Source organism: Chryseobacterium sp. RU33C, from assembly GCF_900156015.1.
GTDB lineage: Bacteria > Bacteroidota > Bacteroidia > Flavobacteriales > Weeksellaceae > Chryseobacterium > Chryseobacterium candidae.
Genome location: NZ_FTMT01000021.1, coordinates 79,781 through 106,391 on the forward strand (window position 1 = coordinate 79,781; position 26,611 = coordinate 106,391).

At 36.3% G+C, this 26,611-nt stretch carries 29 protein-coding genes; 18 read left to right on the forward strand and 11 right to left on the reverse strand.

The features are described 5' to 3' along the window. The first annotated feature begins 356 nt into the window (after positions 1–356). Positions 357–767 carry an META domain-containing protein gene (locus BW946_RS16880; protein ID WP_047433591.1) on the forward strand — a complete coding sequence of 137 codons (411 nt, stop codon included), beginning with the start codon at positions 357–359 and terminating at the stop codon, positions 765–767. 49 nt (positions 768–816) lie between these two features. On the opposite strand, the gene BW946_RS16885 is transcribed toward BW946_RS16880, so the two are convergent. From BW946_RS16885 to BW946_RS16915, 7 genes are all read right to left on the reverse strand, one after another. Then, complete coding sequence (locus BW946_RS16885; RefSeq protein ID WP_002977986.1) at positions 817–1,056, reverse strand: hypothetical protein; 240 nt, start codon at positions 1,054–1,056, stop codon at positions 817–819. Positions 1,057–1,101: 45 nt separating this feature from the next. After that, complete coding sequence (locus BW946_RS16890; RefSeq protein WP_170872097.1) at positions 1,102–1,998, reverse strand: 3-hydroxybutyryl-CoA dehydrogenase; 897 nt, start codon at positions 1,996–1,998, stop codon at positions 1,102–1,104. A 10-nt stretch (positions 1,999–2,008) separates the two neighbouring features. Then, positions 2,009–2,419: a hypothetical protein gene (locus BW946_RS16895; protein ID WP_076597276.1), complete on the reverse strand. Its 411-nt coding sequence runs from the start codon at positions 2,417–2,419 to the stop codon at positions 2,009–2,011. 32 nt (positions 2,420–2,451) lie between these two features. Then, positions 2,452–3,330, reverse strand: a complete 879-nt coding sequence (gene bla-A / locus BW946_RS16900; protein WP_076597277.1) for a CGA/CIA family class A beta-lactamase — start codon at positions 3,328–3,330, stop codon at positions 2,452–2,454. A gap of 68 nt (positions 3,331–3,398) precedes the next feature. Continuing rightward, the gene (locus tag BW946_RS16905) at positions 3,399–5,129 is read right to left on the reverse strand and encodes a cellulase family glycosylhydrolase (protein ID WP_076597278.1); all 1,731 of its coding nucleotides are present in this window, start codon (positions 5,127–5,129) and stop codon (positions 3,399–3,401) included. 41 nt (positions 5,130–5,170) lie between these two features. After that, on the reverse strand, positions 5,171–5,620 hold the full coding sequence (locus BW946_RS16910; protein ID WP_076597279.1) for a hypothetical protein: 450 nt from the start codon (positions 5,618–5,620) through the stop codon (positions 5,171–5,173). A 285-nt stretch (positions 5,621–5,905) separates the two neighbouring features. After that, a complete protein-coding gene (locus tag BW946_RS16915; protein WP_076597280.1) occupies positions 5,906–6,868 on the reverse strand; it encodes a Gfo/Idh/MocA family protein in 963 nt (320 codons plus the stop codon). Between the two features lie 134 nt (positions 6,869–7,002). Between BW946_RS16915 and BW946_RS16920 the strand changes: the two genes are divergently transcribed. From BW946_RS16920 to BW946_RS16935, 3 genes are all read left to right on the forward strand, one after another. Further along, a complete protein-coding gene (locus BW946_RS16920; RefSeq protein WP_076597281.1) occupies positions 7,003–7,650 on the forward strand; it encodes a hypothetical protein in 648 nt (215 codons plus the stop codon). Positions 7,651–7,751: 101 nt separating this feature from the next. Next, entirely contained in the window at positions 7,752–8,402 is a 651-nt protein-coding gene (locus BW946_RS16925; RefSeq protein WP_076597282.1) for a protein-L-isoaspartate(D-aspartate) O-methyltransferase, read from the forward strand. A gap of 651 nt (positions 8,403–9,053) precedes the next feature. Next, on the forward strand, positions 9,054–9,347 hold the full coding sequence (locus tag BW946_RS16935) for a hypothetical protein (RefSeq protein WP_076597284.1): 294 nt from the start codon (positions 9,054–9,056) through the stop codon (positions 9,345–9,347). 114 nt (positions 9,348–9,461) lie between these two features. Here the strand turns inward: BW946_RS16935 and BW946_RS16940 are convergent, their stop codons facing one another. Continuing rightward, on the reverse strand, positions 9,462–9,899 hold the full coding sequence (locus BW946_RS16940; protein WP_076597285.1) for an endonuclease domain-containing protein: 438 nt from the start codon (positions 9,897–9,899) through the stop codon (positions 9,462–9,464). 245 nt (positions 9,900–10,144) lie between these two features. Here BW946_RS16940 and BW946_RS16945 point away from each other — a divergent pair, with 245 nt between their 5' ends. The 5 genes from BW946_RS16945 to BW946_RS21480 all read left to right on the forward strand — a co-directional run bounded on the left by BW946_RS16945 (position 10,145) and on the right by BW946_RS21480 (position 15,293). Beyond that, entirely contained in the window at positions 10,145–12,130 is a 1,986-nt protein-coding gene (locus BW946_RS16945) for a urocanate hydratase (RefSeq protein WP_076597286.1), read from the forward strand. Between the two features lie 544 nt (positions 12,131–12,674). After that, positions 12,675–13,595 (forward strand): tetratricopeptide repeat protein, encoded by a 921-nt coding sequence (locus BW946_RS16950; protein WP_076597287.1) that lies wholly within the window; start codon positions 12,675–12,677, stop codon positions 13,593–13,595. A gap of 12 nt (positions 13,596–13,607) precedes the next feature. Further along, a complete protein-coding gene (locus BW946_RS16955; protein WP_076597288.1) occupies positions 13,608–14,066 on the forward strand; it encodes a DUF3997 domain-containing protein in 459 nt (152 codons plus the stop codon). A 62-nt stretch (positions 14,067–14,128) separates the two neighbouring features. Beyond that, positions 14,129–14,824, forward strand: a complete 696-nt coding sequence (locus BW946_RS16960; RefSeq protein WP_076597289.1) for a TonB-dependent receptor plug domain-containing protein — start codon at positions 14,129–14,131, stop codon at positions 14,822–14,824. A 325-nt stretch (positions 14,825–15,149) separates the two neighbouring features. Next, the gene (locus BW946_RS21480) at positions 15,150–15,293 is read left to right on the forward strand and encodes a hypothetical protein (RefSeq protein WP_170872096.1); all 144 of its coding nucleotides are present in this window, start codon (positions 15,150–15,152) and stop codon (positions 15,291–15,293) included. 547 nt (positions 15,294–15,840) lie between these two features. Here BW946_RS21480 and tpx read toward each other — a convergent pair. Continuing rightward, positions 15,841–16,410 (reverse strand): thiol peroxidase, encoded by a 570-nt coding sequence (gene tpx / locus BW946_RS16965; protein ID WP_083688905.1) that lies wholly within the window; start codon positions 16,408–16,410, stop codon positions 15,841–15,843. Between the two features lie 308 nt (positions 16,411–16,718). Here tpx and BW946_RS16975 point away from each other — a divergent pair, with 308 nt between their 5' ends. The 4 genes from BW946_RS16975 (at position 16,719) to BW946_RS16990 (ending at position 20,111) form a co-directional block, all read left to right on the forward strand. Further along, positions 16,719–18,347 (forward strand): NADP-dependent glyceraldehyde-3-phosphate dehydrogenase, encoded by a 1,629-nt coding sequence (locus BW946_RS16975; RefSeq protein WP_076597291.1) that lies wholly within the window; start codon positions 16,719–16,721, stop codon positions 18,345–18,347. Between the two features lie 166 nt (positions 18,348–18,513). After that, the gene (locus tag BW946_RS16980) at positions 18,514–18,873 is read left to right on the forward strand and encodes a DUF7716 domain-containing protein (RefSeq protein ID WP_076597292.1); all 360 of its coding nucleotides are present in this window, start codon (positions 18,514–18,516) and stop codon (positions 18,871–18,873) included. Between the two features lie 124 nt (positions 18,874–18,997). Continuing rightward, positions 18,998–19,507: an RNA polymerase sigma factor gene (locus BW946_RS16985; RefSeq protein WP_076597293.1), complete on the forward strand. Its 510-nt coding sequence runs from the start codon at positions 18,998–19,000 to the stop codon at positions 19,505–19,507. A gap of 13 nt (positions 19,508–19,520) precedes the next feature. Continuing rightward, complete coding sequence (locus BW946_RS16990) at positions 19,521–20,111, forward strand: hypothetical protein (RefSeq protein WP_076597294.1); 591 nt, start codon at positions 19,521–19,523, stop codon at positions 20,109–20,111. A gap of 41 nt (positions 20,112–20,152) precedes the next feature. Here the strand turns inward: BW946_RS16990 and BW946_RS16995 are convergent, their stop codons facing one another. After that, entirely contained in the window at positions 20,153–21,691 is a 1,539-nt protein-coding gene (locus BW946_RS16995) for a S41 family peptidase (RefSeq protein ID WP_076597295.1), read from the reverse strand. A gap of 170 nt (positions 21,692–21,861) precedes the next feature. Here BW946_RS16995 and BW946_RS17000 point away from each other — a divergent pair, with 170 nt between their 5' ends. Next, positions 21,862–22,959: an MBL fold metallo-hydrolase gene (locus BW946_RS17000; protein WP_076597296.1), complete on the forward strand. Its 1,098-nt coding sequence runs from the start codon at positions 21,862–21,864 to the stop codon at positions 22,957–22,959. On the opposite strand, the gene BW946_RS17005 is transcribed toward BW946_RS17000, so the two are convergent. Further along, positions 22,960–23,247 (reverse strand): GNAT family N-acetyltransferase, encoded by a 288-nt coding sequence (locus tag BW946_RS17005; protein ID WP_047433564.1) that lies wholly within the window; start codon positions 23,245–23,247, stop codon positions 22,960–22,962. It abuts the gene before it with no gap. 361 nt (positions 23,248–23,608) lie between these two features. Between BW946_RS17005 and BW946_RS17010 the strand changes: the two genes are divergently transcribed. From BW946_RS17010 to BW946_RS21825, 4 genes are all read left to right on the forward strand, one after another. Beyond that, on the forward strand, positions 23,609–24,067 hold the full coding sequence (locus BW946_RS17010) for a hypothetical protein (RefSeq protein ID WP_076597297.1): 459 nt from the start codon (positions 23,609–23,611) through the stop codon (positions 24,065–24,067). Between the two features lie 104 nt (positions 24,068–24,171). Beyond that, positions 24,172–25,077, forward strand: a complete 906-nt coding sequence (locus BW946_RS17015) for a helix-turn-helix domain-containing protein (protein ID WP_076597298.1) — start codon at positions 24,172–24,174, stop codon at positions 25,075–25,077. Positions 25,078–25,163: 86 nt separating this feature from the next. Continuing rightward, a complete protein-coding gene (locus BW946_RS17020) occupies positions 25,164–26,165 on the forward strand; it encodes an aldo/keto reductase (RefSeq protein WP_076597299.1) in 1,002 nt (333 codons plus the stop codon). 82 nt (positions 26,166–26,247) lie between these two features. Next, on the forward strand, positions 26,248–26,382 hold the full coding sequence (locus BW946_RS21825) for a hypothetical protein (protein ID WP_262484573.1): 135 nt from the start codon (positions 26,248–26,250) through the stop codon (positions 26,380–26,382). The last annotated feature ends 229 nt before the right edge of the window (positions 26,383–26,611 follow it).

Here is a 26,611-nt window from a genome sequence, read left to right on the forward strand (position 1 = left end):
TCATATTGAATCGCATTAGTGATATTAGTGAAAATATTAGTGTTATTCGTGTTAAAATGGAAATTTTGTATAAAAACAATCTATCCACAGTCTTTGTCACTCCGTAGATGCCTCAATATATTTTATAAACCAGTTATAGTATAGATTCCTTCGGAATCACAAAGGCAACGCTACAACTTTAGGACAGATAAAGCTCTTATGTCTTAACGCTTTCAAGCCTTTTTTTGATTATCAACAGTGTAAAAATAACTCTGAAAATTATTCAAAATATCAACTGTTAAAGAATAATAAAATTCATTGCAACCCGTTTAAATAATATAATTTCCGTAAATTTGGGTTAATTCAAAAAGAAAAAAATGAAAAATCTTTTTTTAAGTATATGTACAGCTGCAGTTTTGGCTTCATGTGGATCTATGACAAGCCCGTCTGCATCTAAAGTGGGAAAAGCTCAGCCTGCTCTTGCCAGCACAAAATGGACATTGGCTGAAACGGTAAAAGGTAAAGTTCCAACATTGAATATTGAAGGAGAAAAGATCACTGGAAATGCAGGATGTAATAACTATTTCGGAACGGCTACAATTGATCCTTCTACAGGAAGTTTTACAGCCGGACAAATGGGATCCACAAAAATGATGTGCAGCAACATCGGAGTAGAGCAGAATTTTATGGATATGATGGGAAAAGCTAATAAATATGTGGTTTCCGGAAATACTTTAGAATTGTACAAAGACAATCTTTTACTATTGAAATTCACTAAATCAGAATAAAAAAACAAAAGGAACTCAATAGAGTTCCTTTTTTATGTTTAGAGTGTTATTAATCTTCCTCTTCTTCATCGTACTTAGCCAACTCTTCATCGCACCATTTGAATGCTGCTTCTACTACTTTAGTAGCCTCGTCTGCCATCGTTTCTTCATCATCACCTTCAAGATCATCTAACCACTCAACTTCTTCTTCCTCAACGTTTAAGATAAATCTTGGATATTCTGTATGAACCACGAATAGATCCTCTGGAAATTCCGAATTATCTGCTAATAAAAACTTTGGTAATTTCATTTTTTTAATGTTTTAACTTTCTCAAAGATAATTAAAATTATTGATTTAAGATGACTTCAAAAACATTTTTGAAACTTTTTCAGCTTTTTTGCTTTCAGAATAATCATAGAACCCTTCTCCTGATTTTACACCCAGTTTTCCGGCTGTCACCATATTGACAAGCAATGGGTTCGGAGCGTACTTAGGATTTTTGAAACCGTCATACATAACGTTCAGAATAGCAAGACATACATCAAGACCAATAAAGTCTGCCAGCTGAAGCGGACCCATCGGGTGAGCCATCCCCAGTTTCATTACCGTATCAATTTCTTCTACACCAGCCACTCCGTTGTAAAGTGTCTCGATAGATTCGTTAATCATTGGCATTAAAATTCTGTTCGCCACAAAACCAGGATAGTCATTCACCTCTACAGGAACTTTACCCAAGGTTTTACTCATTTCATAAATGGCATCAAAAGTCTCTTTAGATGTAGAATATCCTTTGATGATTTCTACCAGTTTCATAATAGGAACCGGGTTCATGAAGTGCATACCGATTACTTTATCAGCTCTTTTGGTAGCTGCAGCAATTTTTGTGATAGAAATAGAAGAAGTATTGGTTGCAAGGATACAGTTGGCAGGAGCCAGCTCATCCATCTGACCGAAGATCTTCAGTTTAAGATCAAGGTTTTCTGTAGCAGCTTCTACAATAAGATCAGCAGATCCTGCAGCATCGTTCAATGCTGTGAAAGTAGTGATGTTGCCTAAAGTTTCAGCTTTTTGCTCCTCTGTAAGATTTCCTTTTGCAATGATTCTGTCAAGATTGGTAGTAATGGTTTTTAAACCTCTGTCCAAAGCTTCCTGGGATACATCTACAAGATTTACTTTAAAACCGCTCTGTGCGAAAGTATGTGCAATACCATTCCCCATGGTTCCCGCTCCGATAACTACAATGTTTTTGATCATTTTTCCTTTATTTTTTATAGATAGTTAAATTTTTTACCTCCGTAAGGTCAGATTGTGTGACAACAGCTGTTGAATCAAAAGTAACATTTCCTATACTCTGACTTTTTTTACTGTTGTTCTGGTTGGAAACAGTAGCCGTTAATCCTCTTATCAGTCGTTTTTTCTGATTTTTTGTGAGGAAGTCTGTGCCAACGTATAACGTAAATTCGCCTTCTCTTCCCATGCCTTTTTGGATCAGGACTTCCATGCTTTTTATCTGGCTTTTATTCTTAAATTCTTTCAGAAAACTCATCACAGGCTTATCAGATGCAGGACCACAGCATACACTTCCGTAGCTGATCTCTAAATAATTCTGATTCTTCTGTGAGTAGAAGAATGTGAAAGCCAATAGAGCCGTTGTTATTATTATTTTTTTCATGTTAAATCGCTTTAAAAAATAAGCTTAATATTTTATTTATTAAAATTATCCCAAACGATCTTCGAAATATCGGAAACCATTCTCGTATTTACCCTTTCTGTTTCTGTGGAATTGCTTACAAATACAGCAATTGCGTAATGTTTTCCGTTGGGTAGGGTAATGATTCCCATATCGTTTTCTGCTACTGTAAGAATGTTATCGGGCTTTCTGGAAGAGCCTGTTTTATGGGCAACAGGTGTTCTTTTGGGCAGCTGTTCCACAATTTTATTAGTTCCTGTTGTGGTAGCGAGCATAATTTGCATTAAGAAATCTGTGGATTTTTTGGAAAGTAATTTTCCGTCATAGAATTTTTTTAAAAGTGCTACTGTGGAGTTGGTGCTGCTTTCATTTCCATATTGATTTTTCCAGTCTTTATGCATATCATCCTCAGTATACTTAATTTGAAGGTCTTTCACCCCTTTAGAATCCATAAATTGCTGAACAACCTTGGGGCCTCCTATAAGTCTTAAAAGAAAATCACAAGTGTTATTATCACTCTGAGCTACTGTATACTTAATAATTTCTCCTAAAGAAAGCTCAATATTCCCTTCCGGATATTTTTCGCGTAAAGGAGACCACGTATTTTCAAGTAAGTCGGATTTTTTTATTAAAAATTTCTGATCTGTTGAAAATTTGCCTTTGTCTGCCATATCCAGCACAGTACTGGCCAGGTGGAATTTGAATACACTCAGCAAAGGGAGTTTTTTATCACCGTTTTTGCTGTATTTAAAATTACTTTCAAAACTCAGAACAGATACTCCTATGGTAGCTTTTTTATCCTTTATTATTGAATTTATTTTTTGATCCAGAGCTGATTTCTGAGCAGAAGCAAATGCCGAAACCAAAAGAAGAACGAAGGTTATTTTTTTCATAGAAATGCAGTTAAAATAAATCCCTTTTAGAAGCCTAAAAGGGATTTGCAATTTAAGATAAATTCTTGTTATTTCAACTCAAAATAATTAAGGTTTGCCCCATCATTTTCGAAGACAATTCTGATTTTGTTTTCTCCTTTCTGTAAGATGATATTTTGGGCTGAAACCGTTTTCCAGTTTTCATTTCCTCCTGTTGATGCAAGTGAAACCGTCGCTAAAACTTTTCCGGAAGCTGTTTCAATTCTTATTTTAGAAGGATTAGCCGCCGAATATCTGATATCTGCTGCATAATTTCTGTCTCCTTTGGACTGAACCGTGTACTGAAGCCATTCTCCGGTTTCTGTTTTTCCTACATAATACTGATTGGTAACTTTATCATTACATTTATAAATATCCACCCCATCATTTCTCATCTGCTGTCCGGAGTTCCATTCCGATCTTTTAGCCGGATCACTTACCCAAAGATTGATGAAATCCTTATCAAGATAGGCAGAGCCCATTCTTCCCAGATCATATTCCGAAGCGTATATTCTTCCCGGAGCCTGATGGTTTCTGAACGGTTTTGTAGTAGCATCTGTAATCTGCCTGAACATGGCATCAATCACATCTCTTTTAATCTCAGTGTTGTTTAGTTTATAGTTGTCTGCAATCTGTAGTAAAGCTTTTTTAGCATACTCTTTAGAAGGCTTTTCACCTCCGTTTTTCCAGTAATCCAATAATTTTTCATATTCAGGCGTGATTTTTACATTGGTAACTCCTGCAATATTATCAATCTTTTTCATCGGCCAGAAGGCATACCCTATATTGTGTTTATCCAAAAGCTGAATAAGCTCAGTGAACCATACATTGGAATTCTCGCCGGTTTCCCCAAGCCAGATCGGCATATTGTGCTTCTCTCTGAGATCAAGGGCAAATTGAAGGGTTTGATCATCATTGTAATTCCAGTATTTATGAAAGCTGAAAGCCATATTATTATCCCAGATAGCCGGAAGTCCGTTATAATTGTTTCCCCATCCGTTTCCTTCAATGAAAATAATATGCTTTTTATCAACCTCTCTGATGGCTGCTGTAATGTCTTTCTGGAGCTTCCAGAGCGGAGCATTGGACATTTCATCCGTACCATTGGGGTTCTTTCCTGTGAAATTAATATTAGGTTCATTAATAAGATCATACCCTCCAATCCATGGATTGTCTTTATACCTTTCCGCCAGTTTTTTCCACAGCGCTACAGTTTTTCTCTGATTCTCTTCATTGGCCCAAAGTGAAGGCTTGGATTTATCATTATCAGAAATGTTAGCGTCATTTCCCTGACCTCCGGGAGCGGCATGAAGATCCAGAATCAAATATATTTTGTTATCGGTGCACCATTGAAGAAGATCATCTGTCATTTTAAAACCTTCCTCCAGCCACGTATCTTTTCCTTTTACAGGCTCTTTTTCAATAGGAAGGGTATAAAGATTGTAATGCATCGGCAATCTTATAGAATTGAATCCTGCTTTGGCCAGAAAGTTGATATCTTGCTTTGTGATTCCGTTTTTCAGATAAGCTTTGTAGAACTCATTCATTCCGTCTTCACCAATTAATTCAGCAATCTTTTCCTTAATCTTATACTGAGGACCAGCAAAATCAGCAGTTTTCAGCATATATCCTTCCTGAAGCATCCAGCCACCCAGCCCAAGGCCTTTCAACTGAATATCTTCACCTTTATCATTAACGATTTTCTGTCCCGAAGTCTTCAGTAATTGTGATGTCCCAAATTGAGACAATAAAAATGCGGATAATAGAACGGCTCTTTTCATAGTAGTTTCGATGATTTAAAATAATAGGAATTTTTTAGAAATTAGTCATACTGAATGTTGGCATCATAGAAAGAGTCTACATTCAGACCATTTATTCTGCCAGGAATCCATTGTGTATGTAAAACAAAATCTTTCAATTGTTTATTGAATTGTTTTTCAAATATATTGTTTTTTTTGTTTTGAAATTCACTTTTTACTGATAAATCCTTAATTTCTCCGTTTTTAGTAATAATAAAAGAAGCTGAAGTATAGGAATAAAACTTTTCCTTTTTTGTACTATATCCTTGGGGAGTAGGAAATTTTTTTAGGTAATCAGTTTGCAGCTTTTCAAACTGATTGTCTGTGGTTGAGTTAGGATAGCGCGAAATATTATCGCATTGTTCATATGAAAATATTTCATCGGGATTATTTTTTATAAATAATTGTTTCGCCGTAAAACGCAATGAGTCTATAAATTTCTTTCCAAATCTTTCTAAAATAAGTCTGTTCATCTCGATTTCCCGGCAGTTTTCATACTGATCATTCGGAAATCTTACGCAAGATATGGGAATTTGCTGCGTTTTTATATGATTCTTGTTCAGAAGCTCTATAAATTCCTTTTCACCCAGATAATCATAGCCTAAGCCTGAAAAATTGGTCCAGGTATACTTTTTATAATTGAAATCATTTTGTGCCTGCTTTTTTTGATCATCACAATCTATCTTATAACCATTTTTTTTTGATTACAAGATAGCATTGTGATTGCTGCCAAAAATAGTGCAGACTTTATTTTCATGTTAATTGATCAGTTTCATAATCTCTAAAGCCACCTTCAACGCTTCAGTTCCGTCTTCAAGAGAAACTTCTACATTTTTGTCGCCAGTAATCGCATCAGCGAAAGAATTTAATTCGTCCAGAATAGCATTGTTAGGCTGTATATTCGGATATTCAAACAGAATCTGGTTCTTTTCTCCCTCTGCATTTTCAATAATCATATCAAATGGAGTAGGGCTTTCAGGAGCATCCTTCATCCTGATTACTTCAGCCTTTTTCTCAAGGAAATCAACGGAAATATAAGCATCTTTCTGAAAGAATCTGCTTTTTCTCATCGCCTTCATAGAAATTCTGGAAGTCGTAAGATTGGCAACGCATCCGTTTTCAAACTCTATTCTCGCATTGGCAATATCCGGAGTTTTGCTTACTACGCAAACGCCGCTTGCGTGAATATTTTTCACTTTAGATTTAGCAATACTTAATAAAATATCAAGATCGTGAATCATAAGATCCAATACTACGGAAACATCCGTACCACGTGGATTAAATTCTGCCAGTCTGTGGATTTCAATAAACATAGGATTGCTGATATATTCCTTGGTGGCAATAAAAGCCGGATTGTATCTTTCAACGTGCCCTACCTGTGCTTTGATTCCTTTTTCCTGGCACAAACGAAGAATTTCTTCTGCCTGTTCAAGAGTCTGGGTTACCGGTTTTTCAATAAAGAAATGAAGGCCTTTATCAATGGCTTTTAAAGCATAGTCATAATGATAAACAGTTGGAGTGACAATATCAAGCATGTCAATCTGTTCAAGCAATTCATCAAAATTTTCAAAATACTGATATCCGAATTCGGCTTCTAATTTCTTTCCGTTTTCAACATCTTTATCATGAAAACCTACAAATTCATATCTATCTGACTGATTAAGAAGTTTTAAATGTATTTTTCCCAAGTGTCCGGCACCTACCAAACCTGCTTTTAACATAGCTGTATTAAATTTTTGTAAATATAGTGAATGTACATTTATAAAATACATGACTTTTTACTTGGAAATGCACTAGATTAAAGGCATCCATTCATTAAAGAAATTACAGTAAATTAACGGTCTGAAAAATAACGATGAAAAGAATAATTTCGATTGTACTTATGGCTGGATTATCTACTGCAGCATGTATAGGAGATAGTCCGTATGACCCGCAGGCTCAATGTGGAACACCCACAAATTTGACATTTGAAAAAGTAAGCAACACCCTTTCCTGGAATATGAACACCATGGGCGAAGGGTATTATGAAGTGCAGTATGGAGAGCAAGGTTTCACTTTGGGAAAGGGAACTACAGTGGTTACCTACAAAAATTCCTATAGCCTCCCGCTCTATCAGAATAATAAATATGATCTTTATGTGAGGAAAAATTGTGGAATAGACAATGGACGAAGTAACTGGGCGGGACCTATTACTGTTTTGGCGGGTAATACGACAACTTGTGTACAGCCAGCGTATGCAACTTATACCAAAACAACTTCCTCCGCGCTTTCTTCTACTTTTGATGCTGCGGTATCCTGGGATAACGATGGCGTTTCTGCGTATGAAACTGTTTTGACGATAAGTTCTGCGCCACCTGCGAGTGGACAATTAGCAATGACAGGCCAAAAAGCCGTCTACACGGGATTAAGTAAAACCCAGACCTACAACTTTTTTGTCAGAAAAAGATGTGCTGATAATACCTTTAGCACGTTTTACGGACCTTATCCTATAAAATGGAATTAAGTAACAAGTATAAAGCTGCCATTTTTTGATTGCTTATTTTTTGTGGATAATTCTTTGCTGCAATTTCTGAAATCTAATTTCTAATTTCTTACTTTTGTCAAATGCAGGATTCGTTTGTACATAAAGGAAAAAGAAAGATTTTAGTTGAGTATCTTCGAAACAGGATTGGAATTTCAGACGAAAATGTACTTTCGGCAATGAGTGAAGTTCCGAGACACCTTTTTATCGAAAGTATTTTTGAAGATTTTGCCTATGAAGACAGAGCATTTCCTATTCTGGCACACCAGACTATTTCCCATCCTTCCACGGTAGCGGAACAGTCTGAACTGCTGAAGGTAAAACCAGGTGAAAAAGTATTGGAAATCGGAACAGGATGCGGATACCAGACTGCCGTTTTAATGGCGATGAAAGCTCATGTATATACTGTAGAAAGGCAGAAAGATCTGTTTGATTTTTCCAAAAAGAAACTCAGAGAACTTCATCTGTTTCCAAAATTTCAGAGTTTTGGAGATGGTTTTGTGGGTCTTCCCACTTTTGCTCCTTTCGATAAAATCATCGTAACCTGTGGTGCTTCCACACTGCCTACAGAACTTTTAAAACAGCTGAATATAGGGGGAATAATGGTGATTCCATTAGGACCAACGGATGAGCAGGTTTTATACAGATTTACCAAAGTAGGCCCTACAGAATTTGAAAAAGAAGAATTTGGAGCGTATAAATTTGTTCCGATGCTTGGTAATACGAATCAATAGTAAGAAGATTTCTAAAGAGTGTGTCATTCTGCATGCAATGTAATGAAGAATCTCATACTGTTTAGTCAATAAGATTCTTTCTCAGTCAGAACGGTAAAAGCCAGATAATTTGACTTTTAGAGAGCCTGTTTTCAAATATAAAATTCATCTGTTTTAATCAAAATTTAAAATCTTTTAATCCATTTCGGAATGAAAATTGATGGAATTAAAGCCCTCTGTATAAATCACCATCACAAAAAATAAATAGATCTTGAATCAAACATTCAGATGAAAAGAGATAATTTTTTTAATATTAAAGTTCAATAACCTTACTTTTTGCGAGTGAGGTTTTTTTATTTAAAATCATTAAATAACAGAACAATAAAAGTTTTTATCAATAAAAGAATTCCGGAAACAGGAATTGAAATGCTGAAATAAACAGGTCTGGATGTTGCCCACCCGGAACTCATATCTGAGGAGAATCTTATTTTTTGGATTTTCTGCTGCTGAAGCCCGAAACAGGATGGCGGGGATGACCGAAGGAAGTATTATCGCTATTGAAAGAAAATAAGAAAATGCCGCATTGTGCAAATCCTGAAGTATATTCTGATTATTCAGCATAACTTGGAATTATTTTTGTTTTAAGTATGTAAACCCTTAAATAACACTATCATGATACCGGAAGACAATATTAATGAACAAAACAGAAAGCTGGAACAGATGGATTATAATCCTGATGAAGATATTTTCCAGAAAGAAAAACATATTCCGCTTGATGGAGACGGAAATCCTATTCTGAATGAAGATTTTGATGACGATAAAATAGATAAAGGCTTAGATATCCCCGGAGCTGAGGACGATGATGAAATGGAAGAAATAGGAGCAGAAGATGAAGAAAACAATTACTGGAGTCTCAGCGATAATGAAGATGACCACGAAGAAGAAAACGATGATGTTTTAACCTAAATTTTGACGATACGAAAACAAGCCTTATTGAATTTCAGTAGGGCTTGTTTATGTTGAATAACGACTCATATGGGTCAGGGCAATTCCCCTCCCTCGGAGGGGTGGATTCAAAAATTAAAGAATTTTTGAAGACGGGGTGGTTCCATAGTGAAGCACAATAAAATCCTCCAATTCCTTCATCACCAGACTCAGATTATTTCTTACATTAAAATCACTGATTCTGAAAACCAAAAGTCCCAAAGCTTCAAGATATTCCTCTCTTATCCCATCATAAATCTGCTTTTCATCATGGCTTGATCCATCTATTTCTATAATGAGCCCAAGCGTTTTTACATAAAAATCAACGATATAATTTCCGATAATCCTTTGTCTGTCAAAATCAATGGTATGAAATTTTTTTGCACGGACTTTCTTCCAGAAGATTACTTCACCTAAGATCCGGGCTTTACGCTTTTCTTTTAATAATACTTTTAAATAGGGATTGTAGGGAAGATTCTCAACGAAATTCCTACGGATGGGAATTCCGTTGATGGAGGTGAGGGTTTCTTTCATTATTGTGTTTTTAACCACCCCGTCTTTTAAAGCTTACACTTTAAAATCCACCCCTCCGAGAGAGGGGAATTGAGGCACATTTATTCAAATATAGTATTTAATATCAAATATTGGTTGATTTATAGATTTTGTAATTTTGCTTAAACCTTAAACCATTCTTCCTTTCACCACTTGCCTATATTTCCTATTTTGAATATCTTTAAAACTTCAAACATTGTTTAAAACATAGACCTTTAAATAGTAATATGACATTTCAAGAACAGATACAGCAGGGGATTCCTGATCAGCTGCCACAACCGAAACCATACGAGACCAATATCAACCATGCTCCGAAGCGTAAAGAAATTTTAGGAGAAGAAGAGAAAAAGCTGGCATTGAAGAATGCTTTACGTTATTTCGATCCCAAGTTTCATGCAGAACTGATTCCTGAATTTAAGCAGGAACTTGAAGATTACGGTAGGATTTATATGTACCGTTTCCGTCCGGATTATGAAATGAAGGCAAGACCTATCACAGATTATCCCGGAAAGTCTGAGCAGGCCAAAGCCATTATGCTGATGATTCAGAATAACCTGGATTATGCCGTAGCACAGCACCCTCATGAACTGATTACTTATGGTGGAAACGGAGCTGTTTTCTCAAACTGGGCACAGTATCTGCTGACCATGAAGTATCTGTCAGAAATGAATAATGACCAGACATTGGTCATGTATTCAGGACATCCTATGGGATTGTTCCCGTCTCATAAAGACGCGCCAAGAGTGGTTGTAACGAATGGTATGATGATCCCGAACTATTCAAAACCGGATGACTGGGAGAAATTCAATGCATTAGGCGTTACCCAATACGGACAGATGACAGCGGGAAGTTATATGTATATTGGTCCTCAGGGGATTGTTCACGGAACAACGATTACGGTATTAAATGCCTTCAGAAAAATCAAAAAAGAACCGAAAGGAGGCCTTTTCGTTACTTCAGGATTAGGAGGAATGAGTGGAGCTCAGCCAAAAGCAGGAAATATCGCGGGCTGTGTAACCGTATGTGCAGAAGTGAATCCTAAGATCACAAAAATCCGCCATGACCAGAAATGGGTGAATGAAATCCATGAAGATCTTGATGCATTGGTAAAAAGAGTAAGAGAAGCACAGACCAACAAAGAAACGGTGTCTTTGGCTTACCTTGGAAATATTGTAGAAGTTTGGGAGAAATTTGATCAGGAAGAGGTAAGAATCGACATCGGATCAGATCAGACTTCACTTCACAATCCTTGGGCAGGAGGCTACTATCCTGCAGGACAAACTTTTGAAGAATCCAATACCATGATGGCTGAAAACCCTGAACTATTTAAAGAAAAAGTTCAGGAAACATTGAGAAGACATGCTGCAGCCATCAATAAACATACAGCAAAAGGAACGTATTTCTTCGATTACGGAAATGCCTTTTTACTGGAAGCTTCCAGAGCCGGAGCTGATGTAATGGCAGAAAATCCAACATTGGGAAGAGAATTCAAATATCCGAGTTATGTACAGGATATTATGGGACCTATGTGTTTCGATTATGGTTTCGGGCCATTCCGTTGGGTATGTTCCAGCGGAAAGCCGGAAGATCTTCAGAAAACGGATGATATTGCCTGTGCAGTGTTGGAAGAAATGGTTAAAAACTCTCCGGAAGAGATCCAGCAGCAGATGAAAGACAACATCCAGTGGATCAAGGGAGCACAGGAAAATAAACTGGTGGTAGGTTCGCAGGCAAGAATCCTGTATGCAGATGCGGAAGGAAGAATGAAAATTGCGGAGGCCTTCAACAAAGCTATTAAAAACGGAGAAATAGGACCTGTGGTATTGGGTAGAGATCACCACGACGTTTCAGGAACAGATTCTCCTTACAGAGAAACTTCCAATATCTATGACGGATCAAGATTTACGGCGGATATGGCCATTCACAATGTGATTGGAGACAGTTTCCGTGGAGCTACATGGGTTTCCATTCACAATGGAGGTGGAGTAGGCTGGGGAGAAGTAATCAACGGAGGTTTCGGAATGCTGCTGGATGGAAGCGATGATGCCGACAGAAGACTTAAGTCTATGCTTTTCTGGGATGTGAACAACGGAATCTCAAGAAGAAGCTGGGCAAGAAACGAAGGCGCTGTTTTCGCCATTAAAAGAGCAATGGAAGCAGAACCCAATCTGAAAGTAACACTTCCGAATTTGGTAGATGAAAATTTACTGTAAAAACATTTTAGATACAAAGAAGAGGCTGTCTCAAAAGTCAAACAATCTGGCTTTTGTCATTCTGACGAAGGAAGAATCTCCTTGATAACCAAATATATGAGATTCTTCACTACATTTCATTTCGTTCAGAATGACACTTTTGAGACAGCCTCTTTTGTTTCTTATTGCAATAAAAGTTTAGATTTCTTTGGAATGACAAAAGGAGTGCGTAGATATCCATAAAGTCTGTCATTCCGTAGAAACCTAGGTTTTTTACTTGAAAATCCAGATTCCACGCTCCACTGTGTTCCGCTCTGAATGACAAATGGTGCATACTTAATTCGCACAATCAGCGTAGAGATATTCACCTCTTTTGTCATTTCAGAATCTCAGCCGTAAAGAATAATTGTAGATTCCATACTCAAATTCTGAACTTCGTTCGTAGATATCCTCTAAATGCCATACGTTGTGCTTTCCCACATAAAATTAAAATATCAGTTTAAAAATATAGTAAAGTTTTTTTATTTTTAAAATTCAATAAAAACTAGAAAACATCATACACAATATGAGAAAATACTTTTTCAGTTTACTTTTCGGAACTTTATTTTCAATATCTGCTTTTGCCTGCCTGAACGGAGAGAAAATGGTGTTGGCCAATCAGGAGATATTATATGTTGATTTCGATGGAGAAGTGCCATATGGTCATCAGATCGGCGTTAAAGAAGAATTAGAAGAGTTTTTGGTGAAACTGAAAAAAGGATATAATAAGACAAAGGATGTTGATTATCTCTCGGACGAAGGGTACATTTTAATCCTTTTAGGAAGATATCAGGAAGCCATTGATCTTTATAAGAAGATTGAATCTTTAGAGCCTGGCAGGTATTCCACGGCATCCAATATGGGTACAGCTTATGAGCTGATAGGAAATAATAAAGAAGCTTTGAAATGGATTGAAACAGCAATGAAAACAGAACCTCATTCCCATTCAAAATCTGAATGGATTCATATTAATATTTTAAAAGCTAAAATTAGGGGCAGATCTATCTCATCCATCGATCTTATTGGAAAAGATTTTGGGAATGGGAAAGCTCCTCAATCCACATTAAGCAAGAAAGATCTTCAATTGCTTAAAATGCAGATCTTTTATCAGCTGAATGAGAGAATGACTTTTGTAAAACCCAAGGATGCAATCGTAGCGCAGCTTTTATTTGATCTTGGAAATATTGCTTTATTGATGAATCAAAAATATGATGCTGAAAAAAGTTATACGCAGGCCAAAGAATATGGCTTTGAAAATTCTGTATTAGAAGAAAGAATGAAGTTGTTTTCTCAAGCACTCACAAAAAATGGAAAACAGGTTTCAGATGATCCGAAGGAATCAGAAGAATTAAACTGGATAAGTGTTGTGTTTTCTGTTTTATCATTGATCATTTCAGGGTTTGTTATTTTTAAATTCAGAAAGAAGATATTCTCATTGTTTAAATAATGTTTCCCATCGATGAATAAATATATAAAGATTGCAATGTTCTTCTGTGGGCTGGCTTTGTCATTACCAGTGATCTGGTTTTTTAATTCATTTGCTTTCGGACCGGGAGTTCAGGATTTCTCTAAAAACTTAACCGGAGGCTATAAACTTTACAGAAACTCGGCGCATGAAATATTTGTAGCCCCTTCAGATGGATGGAATAGTGAAACTGCTGTCATCCGCTCCAAGGTCATTAAAGTAAATGTATATGATGATTTCATTGTTGCAGAAAAACAAGGATTAAAAAGGAGAAATCCTAATGATAGTTCGGATACCTATGAAGTTCCGGATGAGAATATAAAAGATTTTTGGATTCTTAATACAGGTAAAAATTATGTATTGGGCAATCTAAACAAAACTGATTTTAAAAGGAAATTAGATTCTCTTCATATTCCTGTTACAATTGAATTGGTTGATATTTATAAATACTAAAATTTCACAACCCTTTCCAACCTTTCTCCAAAACCGTGCATCTTTATAAGAAAAGACATTCTATGAAAATAACCATACCCAAGCCCTGTCATGAAAACTGGGACACTATGACACCTTATGAAAAAGGAAGATTTTGTGCGGTCTGTTCCAAAACAGTACAAGACTTCAGAACAGCTCCGGATGATGAGATTATACAGGTTTTTAGTAATACTTCACAGGAAATCTGTGGCGCTTTTCATCCATCGCAGCTTAACAGGGATTTGCATTATTCTTATATCAATTCTCTTTTTGTAAAATTTGCTGTCGGTTTTATACTTACAACAGGTGGAATCGTGAGTGTGCATGCACAGCAAAAAAATGCATGTGATACGCTGAAGGCTGATGAAGTAGAGGAAGTTGCTTTCAGTACTCAGAGAGACAGGAAATTGCTTGGTTCTGTTGCAGTAGTGCCTGCCAGCGCTTTATTACAAGGCAAAGAAAAAGAAAACAAAGAAATTATATCAAAATTATCAGGAGTAATTAGGATGACTCCTGGAGATAATAACAATATACGTATTGGCGGGGCTCCTTCAAGCGGCACAGCGTACAAGCCTCTCTATGTTGTAGATGGGAAAATAAGTGATTTTGAAAAAGTAAATACACTGGATCCTAATTTTATAGAAACAATGAATGTTCTGAAAGGAAATTCTGCTGTAGTAAAGTATGGTGAAAAAGCAAAAGATGGAGTAATCGAGATTACCACTAAAAAGAAAAAATAAGCTACAGATTGTTTTGAAAAAATATACAGCCCACTATCAAAAAAAAGACTTGGTTCTGGTATCGGACATTCAGCACGAAATCGGAAGGATAACAAAGATCAGGAATTTGTTTTAATATGAGGAATGTATCGTTTTAAACTCCAAAAAATACAATATTAAGAATGTAGGTTTTTTAAAGAATGATGTAGAACTTTTTGATGATGATACAGTAGTTTACTTTACTGATCTGGCGAAAGAAAGAATTATTAAGTCGGGGCTGGAAGTTCATATCTATTATTTTAAATTAAAAAAGACCCGCCAGCTGATTGAAAAAGGGCAGATATTGATGGAAATAAGTGAAGAAAAAAAATGGTTGAAAGAACCCGTTTTTCATATAGAAGCGGATGATTCTGTTGATGATTTGCTTGCTTTACTGTTCCTGCATTTTTCAACAAAAGAATTTAATTATATTGGTGGAGATGGGGATTAAAGGCTTTTGTATAAAGATTCAATGATTGTTTCATTATAATTCCAGAAACCGACTTCCATAGTCACTCCGCAGGAGTCTCAATTATGTTTTTAAGTATAATATAAAAAGCTTTATGCATCAACAGACTATTCTTAATAATTTAATTTTTCTTAATGGTTGTTTTCTTACAGTCTCTGGGGACTAGAATTTAGATTCCTTGCTTTGCTCGGAATGACAAACGGAGTGTTGAAATTTTATCGGAGATAAAATCTTTGCGCCATAAGAGCGTTTATTTTAATAACAATTTGCGCCTCTGCGTTTCCAACAAAAAATCACAATACAAAAGAGGCTGTCTCAAAAGTCAAACAATCTGGCTTTTGTCATTGACTACGTCGAATCTTCGATTTCTGACGAAGGAAGAAACTCATTGATTTTTATATGAGATTCTTCACTACATTTCATTTCGTTCAGAATGACACTTTTGAGACAACCTCTTTTTATTTTGAACCATTAAGAACATCGGTTTTCTTCTTCATATTCTTAACTATTTAAATTTTAATGTAATTTATTATTTCACCGCCGCAATGGCTGCTTCATAGTTCGGTTCCTGAGAAATATCCGGTACCTGTTCTTCATAAATGATCTTGCCTGAAGGATCTATCACCACAACGGCTCTGCTCAGAAGCCCTTTCATTGGAGAATCTACCAGCTCCACACCATAGTTCCAACCAAAATCGGAACGGAAATCTGAAAGCATTACCACATTTTTGATTCCTTCAGCACCGCAGAATCTTTTCTGGGCAAAAGGCAGATCTTTGGAAATACAAAGGACTACAGTATTGGGAAGATTTCCAGCCTCTTCATTGAAATGATGCACAGAAGCTGAACAAACACCAGTGTCTACACTCGGGAAGATATTCAGAATGACATATCTTCCTTTGAAGGAGTCCAGCGTCTGATCATTCATATTCACATCTGTAAGGGTAAATTGGGGAGCCGGCTTATTCAGTGCCGGTAATTTGGCATAAGTATGAACTTCTTTCCCGCCCATTAAAACAGTATTGGTTGCTTTAGATTTTTGAGCAAAGCCCACTGCAGAGAAGAATAGCAGTGTGCCGCAAACTAATTTTGAAAACATGAAATTTATTTTTAAGCTAAATTATCCTTTTTTTAGGAGCTAAGATTAATTTTAATTCAAATAGATCGAATCTATGGTCAGATTGTTTTTTTTCAAAACATTTTACCTCTACCTTTATCTTAGAAAATATAGTTGTTTCAAAGGTATAATTCTGAATGAAATAAAATATAATGAAGAATCTCATATAAAAATCAATAAAGATTCTTCCTTCGTCAGAAATCGAAGATTCGACGTAGTCAATGACAAAAGTCAAATAATTTAAATTTTGAGACAATTTCAAATTTATCACATAAAAAATAGAAAGATTTATGAGTTCAGAAAATACGGCATCATTCCATCACATTTTTAAAGGAGAAAACGAAATTCCGGAAGAATATAAAGTTCCGGTTATCCATCAGAGAACTTATCTTTTGAATGGGGAACTGGTAGAATGGAACGGCGATGTGACGGAAATTTATTCTCCGGTGTGCATCCCCACAGAAAACGGATTGGAAAGAAAGCTTCTGGGAAGTATCCCGAATATTGGTCCGAACGAGGCTATGGAAGTTCTTGAAGCCTGCGTAAAAGCCTATGATAACGGACTTGGCGAATGGCCTGCCATGTCTGTGGAAGGAAGAATCAAATGCATGCAGAAATTTGTCTATCTGATGATCCAACAGAGGGATCTGGTTATCAGACTGCTGATGTGGGAAATTGGCAAAACATTGGCCGATTCTACCAAAGAATTTGACCGTACTGTAGATTATATCAATCAGACCATTGATGCTCTTAAGGATCTGGACAGAGAATCTTCCCGCTTTCAACAGGCTGAGGGAACCATTGCACAGATCAGGAGAGCACCGCTGGGTGTGGTTTTAAGCATGGGACCATTCAATTATCCTCTGAATGAAATTTTTACCACACTGATTCCTGCTCTGATCATGGGAAATACTATTTTGTTTAAACTTCCCAAACATGGTGTTCTGGCTCATTATCCTTTATTAAACGCTTTCAGAGAAGCATTCCCGAAAGGAACTGTGAATACATTATATGGAAAAGGATCAGAAATTATCACTCCGGTTATGGAAAGCGGAAAAGTGAATGTGCTGGCTTTTATAGGATCAAGTAAAGTGGCTAACGGACTAAAAAAACTGCATCCGAAAGTGAACCGTTTAAGAGCTATTCTGAGTCTGGATGCTAAAAATGCAGCCATTGTTACTAAAAATGCAGATCTGGATGTAGCGGTGAGCGAGTGTATTTTAGGAGCGCTTTCTTTCAACGGACAGCGTTGTACAGCATTGAAACTGATATTCGTTCAGAAAGAAGTGGCGCTGGCATTTACAGAGAAATTAAGTACTGCGGTCTCTACGCTGAAGGTCGGGCTGCCATGGGAAAAAGAGGTGAAAGTAACACCACTTCCGGAAGTCAACAAACCTGCTTATCTGAAAGAATGTATTGATGATGCCTTACAGAAAGGAGCTGTGGTGCTGAATAAAAATGGCGGCTATACAGATGAGTCTTTTGTTTTTCCTGCAGTAGTATATCCTGTAAACAGTGATATGAAGCTGTACCATGAAGAGCAGTTTGGTCCTGTAATTCCTGTTGTTCCGTTCGAAGATATAGAAGAACCTATAGAATATCAGGTGAATGCTTCCCATGGGATGCAGGTAAGTATTTTCAGTGAAGATCCGCATGAGGTAGCGAGACTCATTGATCCGTTTGTAAACCTTGTAAGCCGTGTCAATATCAATTGCCAGGCGCAGAGAGGTCCTGATGTCTTTCCTTTTACCGGAAGAAAAGACAGTGCAGAAGGAACACTTTCCGTATTTGATGCGCTGCGCTCATTCTCTATCCGGTCTCTGGTGGCTGCAAAGCTTACAGATTCCAACAAAGAGTTACTGAACACCATCGTCAGAGAACATGATTCCAACTTTTTAAGCACTGATTATATTTTCTGATTCTGACGGGTATTGTATTTAACATAAAATAAAAGTCCTCAACAAACCAAGGTGTTTTTTGAGGACTTTTTTAACTTAATGCCGGAAAATAGAGTTTTGTGTTATAATAGGATGGTATTCTATAAAATTTCTATCTTTAGAACATTGAGTTGTAAAAAAATATCACATGGATGATTTTAAAAATCAGGTGTATTCTATAGAAGAATTCCTGGAGCTTGTAAAGAATAAACAGGATAGGAAAGCATCCTTTGACCCGGAATATAATTATGCGGTTTACTCTTCTACGGAAGAGTTTAAACCTGAAATGAAAGTTTTTATCGGAGATCCTTTGGATATCGGAGGGAATGATCATGAAATCTTACCTGATTTCGTTTTTCATAACAAGCTTCACTATATGTGTTCTGATGAAAATATTCAGGATGTGGTGGATCTTGCTTTCAGACAGCGTGCTGATGTTACCTCTTCGCAGCTTATTAATGCCCTGAACCATTATCTGAAAAAAGATGATTTCTTAGATTTTAAATAATAAAAGAATTACATACTTAAAATAAATAAACCTGATATAAAAAATGTCAGGTTATTTTTATTTCTTTTGTAAAAATCTGTAACAATTTTTTTAAACGAAAACTAACTCTATAGAGTAACAAGCTATGACCTCATTAGAACAAGAGTTTATACGTAAAATTGAACAGCATAAAGGAATTCTGTTTAAGATTTCTAAAATGTACATGACTGAAAAGGATGATCGTGATGATCTTTTTCAGGAGATTACCTATCAGCTATGGAAAGCATTTCCCGGCTTCAGAGGTGAAAGTGAATTTTCTACATGGCTATACAGAATTGCTTTGAATACCGCTATTATTTTCCTGAAATCAGAAAAAAGAAGAAGCTTTATAACCCATGAAGATTTTTCTAACCAGATCATTATACAGGAAGACTATGATTGTCGTAAAGAAGAGTGTCTCACTGATATGTATAAAGCAATCCATCAGCTTAACCCTATTGATAAAGCCTTTATTTTCTATTATCTGGAAGATTTTTCAGGCAGGCAGATTGCAGAACAGATGGGAATCTCAGAAGGAAATGCACGGGTGAAAATGAACCGGGCAAAAAATAAACTTAAAGAGATCTTAAGCCAAATAAAAACCAACCAACATTAAAATCAGTAATCCCATGAATATCGATGAATTGAAAAATACCTGGAACGAAGATATTGTGGAGGAAACTCCCGAAATAAGTATAGAACAAAGCAATAAACTGAATCTTCCTCTTGAAAAGATACGCAAAAATATGCGTGTGGAATTCTGGTGGATGATAGGAATCTTTGTCTTTGCTTTTCTGGTGTGCTCAGTATGCAGACCATTTAAACTTCAACTGTACATCACGGTATTGATTGCCTCCATGCTTATTGTCACTGTTTTCTTTTTCAGTAAGTTCTTTAAGCTATATAATGAAATCAGTAATCCTGCACCTAAGACTTATGATTCTTTGAAAGATCTCGTGATGCAGCTCAATCTTAATAAACAATATTATCTTTCCTATTACATCAGTTTTGCCCCGTTTCTTGTGTGTGAGATCCTTATTGTCCTGGAGTTTATCCCGTGGCCAAAGCCTTTGAGTGAATTGAAGATTGCAGTGATCTTAATTAGTACAGTAACCGCAGGATTATTTTTGCTTTATTTTGTTGGAAGGTTTTGGTATCAACGCTATTATGGAAGGTATATCCAATATATTGAAGATCTTTTGGAAGAATTAAAAAGATAAAAAGAGTTCGGCGGGCTGAAAGCCCGCCGAACCCATATTCATTACTGTCCTTTATTTTCTTTTTCTTTGGCAATTTCGTTCTTTATCCAATCCAGCTGTGGATCTTTTTGATCAATAATATCCTGCATGTTTTCAGTAACGGTCACATCCGGAACAACCCCTTTCCGTGAGTCTGAAAAATTGATATTAGGCTGAACCAGAAGCAGACCTATGGGAAATCTTATTTCAGAATTGGGAAGCTTCTGATAGGAATAAAAACCGGCAACAGTTCCGTCATTGGCACCTCCTGTTTCTTCTCCCACCAGTGTTGCTCTTTTATCATTTTTAAGTTTGGCTGTAATAATAGAAGATGCAGAAAAGCTTCCTCCGTTGATGAGTACAAAAACTTTTCCGTGAAAGGCTTCCTTTTTAGGTTTTGTAGGTTTGTCAGCCTTCATTTTGTAGAATACCTTTCCATCCTTTTTATAAGTACTGAAAGTCTGTGCAAAAAAGTAACTCGGATAGGCAATACTTTTAAGAGCATATTCCAAAGGCGTACTTTTTCTGAAATAATTGGTGCGTAAAGGAGCATTTCTGGAAGTTAGCTGAGAGGGTTTTATCAGAGTAAACGGTTCATCAGCTAAATAGGAATACAGGTTATTGATTTCATACAAAGAGCCGCCATAATTATTTCGGACATCTATGATGAGGTAGGGAGATTTTGCATGGTGGATCCTGGCAAAAGTCTTTTTATAAAACTCATCCGAATAATCCCTGGAAAAGCTTTTCACCTTAATATAAGCAATAGTGCTGTCTTTGTCCAGAAACTTGAAGCTTCTGTTATAAGAATTACTCGAAGCTACATAATCGTTCAGCTTCTTTTCGGGAGTCTTTTTCTGCATTTCCTTATCCTTTTCAAGGTCTGAATCAGATTTTGCTTCTCTGGTTAAGGTATACGTTCTTTTTTCACCATTATAAAGGGTTTCAAGAGTGGCTTTGCTGCCAAAACCATTTTCCGCAGTATAAAAATTAAAGAACAGATCTTTTAAAAAGTACGGATGGAAAGTGGTATTATCACCATCACTGCTGATCAGGCTTCTGTACTTACTGATGTAATCAGATACAGGAACATTATCGATTGATAGAATTTCAGTTCCAGGTTTTATGTGTTCGATAGAATCTTTGTTTTGAATGATATACATGCGGTCTCCAGATATATAATATTCAAAACGGCTGAACATTCCTTTTTGGTGTTCAAGTCTTTTAATTTCCTCTTTTGTAAATTTCTTTCTGGGAATTCTCAAGGAAAGATGTCCTTCACGAATTCCGGCAATGACAGGCTGAAGTTTAAAATAAAACTGAAGAGGAGTAAGAGGCTCGTTGATGGTCTGCTTAAGACTGTCAAATTTACGCTCCAGTTCCTTCCTGGAAATATACCAGTATAACTGAGGGTGCATTTGCTGTAATTTTGAATACGCAAAGTCCACATCCTCTTTAAGTTGCTCCGGTGGAATACATGAGGCCCGCTGTTCGTTGTGTTTTTGTACAGAAGCACAAGACGAAAAAATAGCGAGAAGAAATATTACCGAATAATTTTTCAATGTATCTGAGTTTTTTAGGGTGCTAAAATAGAAAGTTTAAAATTAATCCTGACCTAAACACCTGATAAATTTTTAAAAATACATGGTAAATTTAGTTAAAAAATAGAGTGAAATGGAATAAATTTTCATTTAAAAACAAAAGTCAATACATTTGATATTATTTTGTACAGATGATTTACTGGATTATTACCTGTTTGGTTGTTTTGACGATTACCTTTTTTATCGTGATCAATATGAAAGCGTTTGGTGGAGTTCCAAAAGGGAAGAGACTGAAACGCATAAAGCAGTCGAAACTCTATAAAAAGAGACAGTTCCGGAATATCAGCCATACTCCTTCCATTACAGAAGGCTACAAGATGTGGAAAGTAACCTATGATTTCTTCTTAGGAAAGAAAGATCCGCTGTTGAAACCTCTGAAAGCAATTCCATCCCTTCATACCAATCTGAAAAATATTGATAAAAATGAAGATGTATTCATCTGGCTGGGGCATTCCTCTTATTATCTGCAGACAGATGGAGTTTCGTTTTTAATAGATCCTGTCCTGAGTCTGTATGGTTCACCCTTTAAATACTTTAATAAGGCTTTCAAAGGCTCAGATATTTTTAAACCTGAAGACATTCCCGGCATAGACTATCTGGTTATCACACACGATCATTTTGATCACCTGGATTATCCCACCGTAAAATCTATTGAGGAAAGGACGAAAACGGCCATTATCCCTTTGGGAGTAGGAGCACACCTTGAAAGATGGGGATATGCTGAAAACAAGCTTATTGAAGAAGAATGGGGAACAGAAGTTATTCTAAAGAATGATATAAAAATTGTTTTTACTCCTGCCAGACATTTTTCCGGCAGAAGAGTAAAGCAGAATGATACGCTTTGGAGCTCATATGTTCTGATAACGCCTACGAGGAAAATTTTCTTAGGAGGAGACAGTGGCTATGATTCCCATTTTAAAACAATCGGTGAGCATTATGGACCTTTCGATTATGCTGTTCTTGAAAACGGACAGTATGGAGAAGCATGGAGGTATATTCACAAATTACCGGAAGATGTAATTCAGGCTGCTATTGATCTTAAAACACGGTGTATTATTCCTGTTCATGCTGCCAAATTTGCATTGGCACTTCACCCATGGAATGAACCCTTACAAAAGATAACGGCTCTTGGAAAAGAAAAACAGCTTAATGTCTTCACTCCCATGATTGGTGAGGTAGTAGACCTGAATCATCCGGGACAGGAATTTACAACCTGGTGGGAAAACTGATCAGGCATGCCATATTTCTTTATACCTTGCAGGGTGATTTTCAAACTGCTGTCTTACAAAATCACATTCCGGGTCTACAAGCAAATCTTTTTCTTCTGCATAGCGTACCAGCTCGTCCAGTAATAGTTTAGCATATCCTTTTCCTTCACGCTCTTCATCAAGTTTCGTATAAAATACAATAAGCAGCCTTCCGTCAACCTCTATGGACATATAACCTGCCTTTTTCCCATCGATAAGTAACTGCAATTCATCCTGATATTGAGATACCTGAAACTTTATATTTTCCATAACAATGTAAGATTTGGTTGATTAAAACTAATTTGAGAAAATTACTTTAAAAATATTCTCTCCATTAAAATTACGAAATTAAATCATATGAAGTAATATTTTTCAGGAATCTTAACGGATTTTATAACGTAAATGAGGAAAAGATAAAAGATAAAAGATAAAAGATATTGTTGATAAGATTCTATACGCTGAGCTTTAGCCTACCTAACAATAAATTATTCAATAATTTGATAAAGAAAAAGGAAATATTTCAAACATAATAAATCATTTGTAATTTTTATTAACAAATATTAGTATTTATAATTAATAATTGGCACTTTAATTGACTAACCCTTCATGTTTAATTTTAAAGTGGAGTGAAATGAAAAAATTAATATTAACAGCATTATTGGTCGGGACATTTAGTTTGAGCTATGCCCAATCTGATGACTATAATGATTATAGAAGGAGTATCTCGGATATCAACTGGCAAAGAGTAATTACTGATCTTGTGCTTTCAACAGCACAGGCGAATCAGATTTACGTGTTGAATGACAGATATCGTGATTATGATACCTGGAGCAGAGTCTATGTAGTAGAGCCGGGAAGATGGAGGAATGACCGTTATTCAGAGCTGGAAAGAATTTTGGGTAGAGAAAAGTATATCATCTTTAAAAAGAAATATTACAGAGGTCAAAATCCGGTAATCGTCTATGGAAGAAATAAAAACGATTATAAAAAATACCGTAAACAACAGGAAAAATATTACAAAAACCAGGAGAAATACTACAAAAAACAAAATAAACATCATGGTCACGGACATCATGATGATTGGGATTAACCCTATGATCAACCTAAATGGCTGGCATTTTTTGTCAGTCATTTTATTTTTGACAATCCGGTAGTATTGTTATTTAATTTGTTTGATTTTTATAACTTTGATCTATGGAATCACACGAGTCACTCAAAGGTTTTTATGAAAGAAATGCTCCCAATCTGGCATCACAGTGTATTGGTGTCAATACAATGGGGCATTTCAATGTATTTTCACGGGAATACTGTTCTCCACTCACGCCTTACAGCAGAAGAGATTACTATAAAATTTCACTCATCATAGGAAAAGGAAAACTTCATTATGCCGATAAATGGATCAAAGTGGACCGTCCGGCATTATTGTTTTCCAATCCCATTATTCCATATTCCTGGGAAGCTGATGATGAGGATCAGAAAGGTTGGTTCTGCCTGTTTACAGATCAGTTTCTGCATAATGGAAGCCGTATGGGAAACCTGCAGGATTCTCCGCTGTTCAAGATTGGAGGAACACCTGTTTTCTTTGTAGATGAAGAACAGCAAAATATACTTGCTGAGATCTATACCAAAATGATGACAGAGATTCAGTCGGAGTATATTCATAAATATGATATGCTGAGAGCGTATCTTCATCTGATGATTCATGAAACGATGAGAATGCAGCCGGCAGAAAGTTTTGAACCTTATCAGAATGCTTCACAAAGGGTAGCCTCTTTATTTATGGAATTGCTGGAAAGACAATTTCCAATCGACAGTCCTGAGGCTTTTCTGAAATTAAAAACGCCGAATGATTATGCACAGAGTCTCTCCATTCATGTGAATTCTTTAAACCGTTCGGTAAAGGAGATTACGGGAAAAACAACCAGCCAGCAGATTACCGCAAGGATTATTCAGGAGGCCAATGCCTTACTGAAACATACAGATTGGAATATTGCCGAGATTGCCTACGGATTAGGTTTTGAAGAACCTGCTTATTTTACCAATTACTTTAAAAAACAAACCGGAATTACTCCGAATGCCTTAAGAATGAATGTTGTTTGATTTTTATAATTCTTAGTTTGAATTCTATATCGGGGTTGGCTTCCGGATGTTCTAATTTTGTCATGTAAAATTAAATCATACCTATCATGAAATTTAAGAAATTAGGAAACACAGAAGAACAGCTATCAGCAATCGGTTTAGGTTGTATGGGAATGAGCTTTGCTTATGGTCCCACAGATGAGCAGGAAAGTATCAATACTCTGCATAGAGCATTAGATTTAGGAGTAAACTTTTGGGACACAGCAGATATGTATGCCAATGGAGAAAACGAAAAACTGATCTCTAAAGTTTTAGTACCCAACAGAGATAAAATTTTCATTGCAACTAAATTCGGATTCAGGTTCAAAGATGGTAAAGCTAGCCACAGTGGCGCTCCCGGAACTTATTTTGACGGTTCTCCGGAATGGATAAGACAGGCCGTAGATTTAAGTCTTCAAAGATTAAAGATTGATACCATTGACTTGTATTATGCTCACAGAGTAGATCCAAATGTTCCTGTAGAAGAAACCGTGGGAGCGATGGCAGAGCTGGTAAAAGCTGGTAAAGTGAAATATATCGGATTGTCTGAAGCTTCAGCGGAATCTATCAGAAAAGCTAACAAAATTCATCCTATTGCAGCATTGCAGTCAGAATATTCTATCCTTACGAAAGATGTTGAAAAGGAAATTCTACCAACCATCAGAGAGCTTGGGATTTCTTTAGTGCCTTACTCACCGTTGGCAAGAGGACTTTTTACCAATATTTACGATATACAGAAACTGGGTGACGATGACTTTAGAAAATCATTACCGCGTTATCAGCAGGAATATCTTGAAAACAATACCAAACTGGCAGATGAGATCAATGAGTTTGCCGCTTCCAAAGGAGTAAAAGGAACTCAGCTGGCATTAGCATGGGTGTTGAATCAGGGAGATGATATTATCCCGATTCCCGGTACAAAGCGAATCAAATACCTGGAAGAAAATATTGCAGCAGTCAATATCGAACTTTCCCAGTCAGATCTGGATACGATTGATGGAATTCTGAAAAAATACCCGAACGTAGGAGAAAGGTATACCGAAGGTTCAATGAAATTGGTCAATAACTAAGAATTATTTATACAAAAGCTGGGTTTCTGATAATGGGAGCTCAGCTTTTTGTTTTTATGTTTAAAATAAAAATAGCTACGCTATGAATAGACAAGAATTATTAAAGAACGGATTGTTGGCAGGCACATTTAGTATGACCCCTTTTTCCGGTTTAATGGGCGAAAACAAAATGCTATCTGAAAAAACAGAGGAAGATCTTTCCGGTTTAAAAAAATAAAATTGGGAGAGCTTGAACTTTTCGTGCTCACAGACGGATATATTCATGAACAGAATCTGAACTCATTTGCCCCCAGAGGAATCGTTTCAGAATTGAAAACCATCCTCAAAGATAATTTCAGACTAGATAATTAGCGTGAGTTCGATATAACTATTGAAATAAATACAGTTGTTTAGTATCTACAAAATTGTTTTTAAGCGAAGGTTTTTTGTCCATGAAATTATATGCT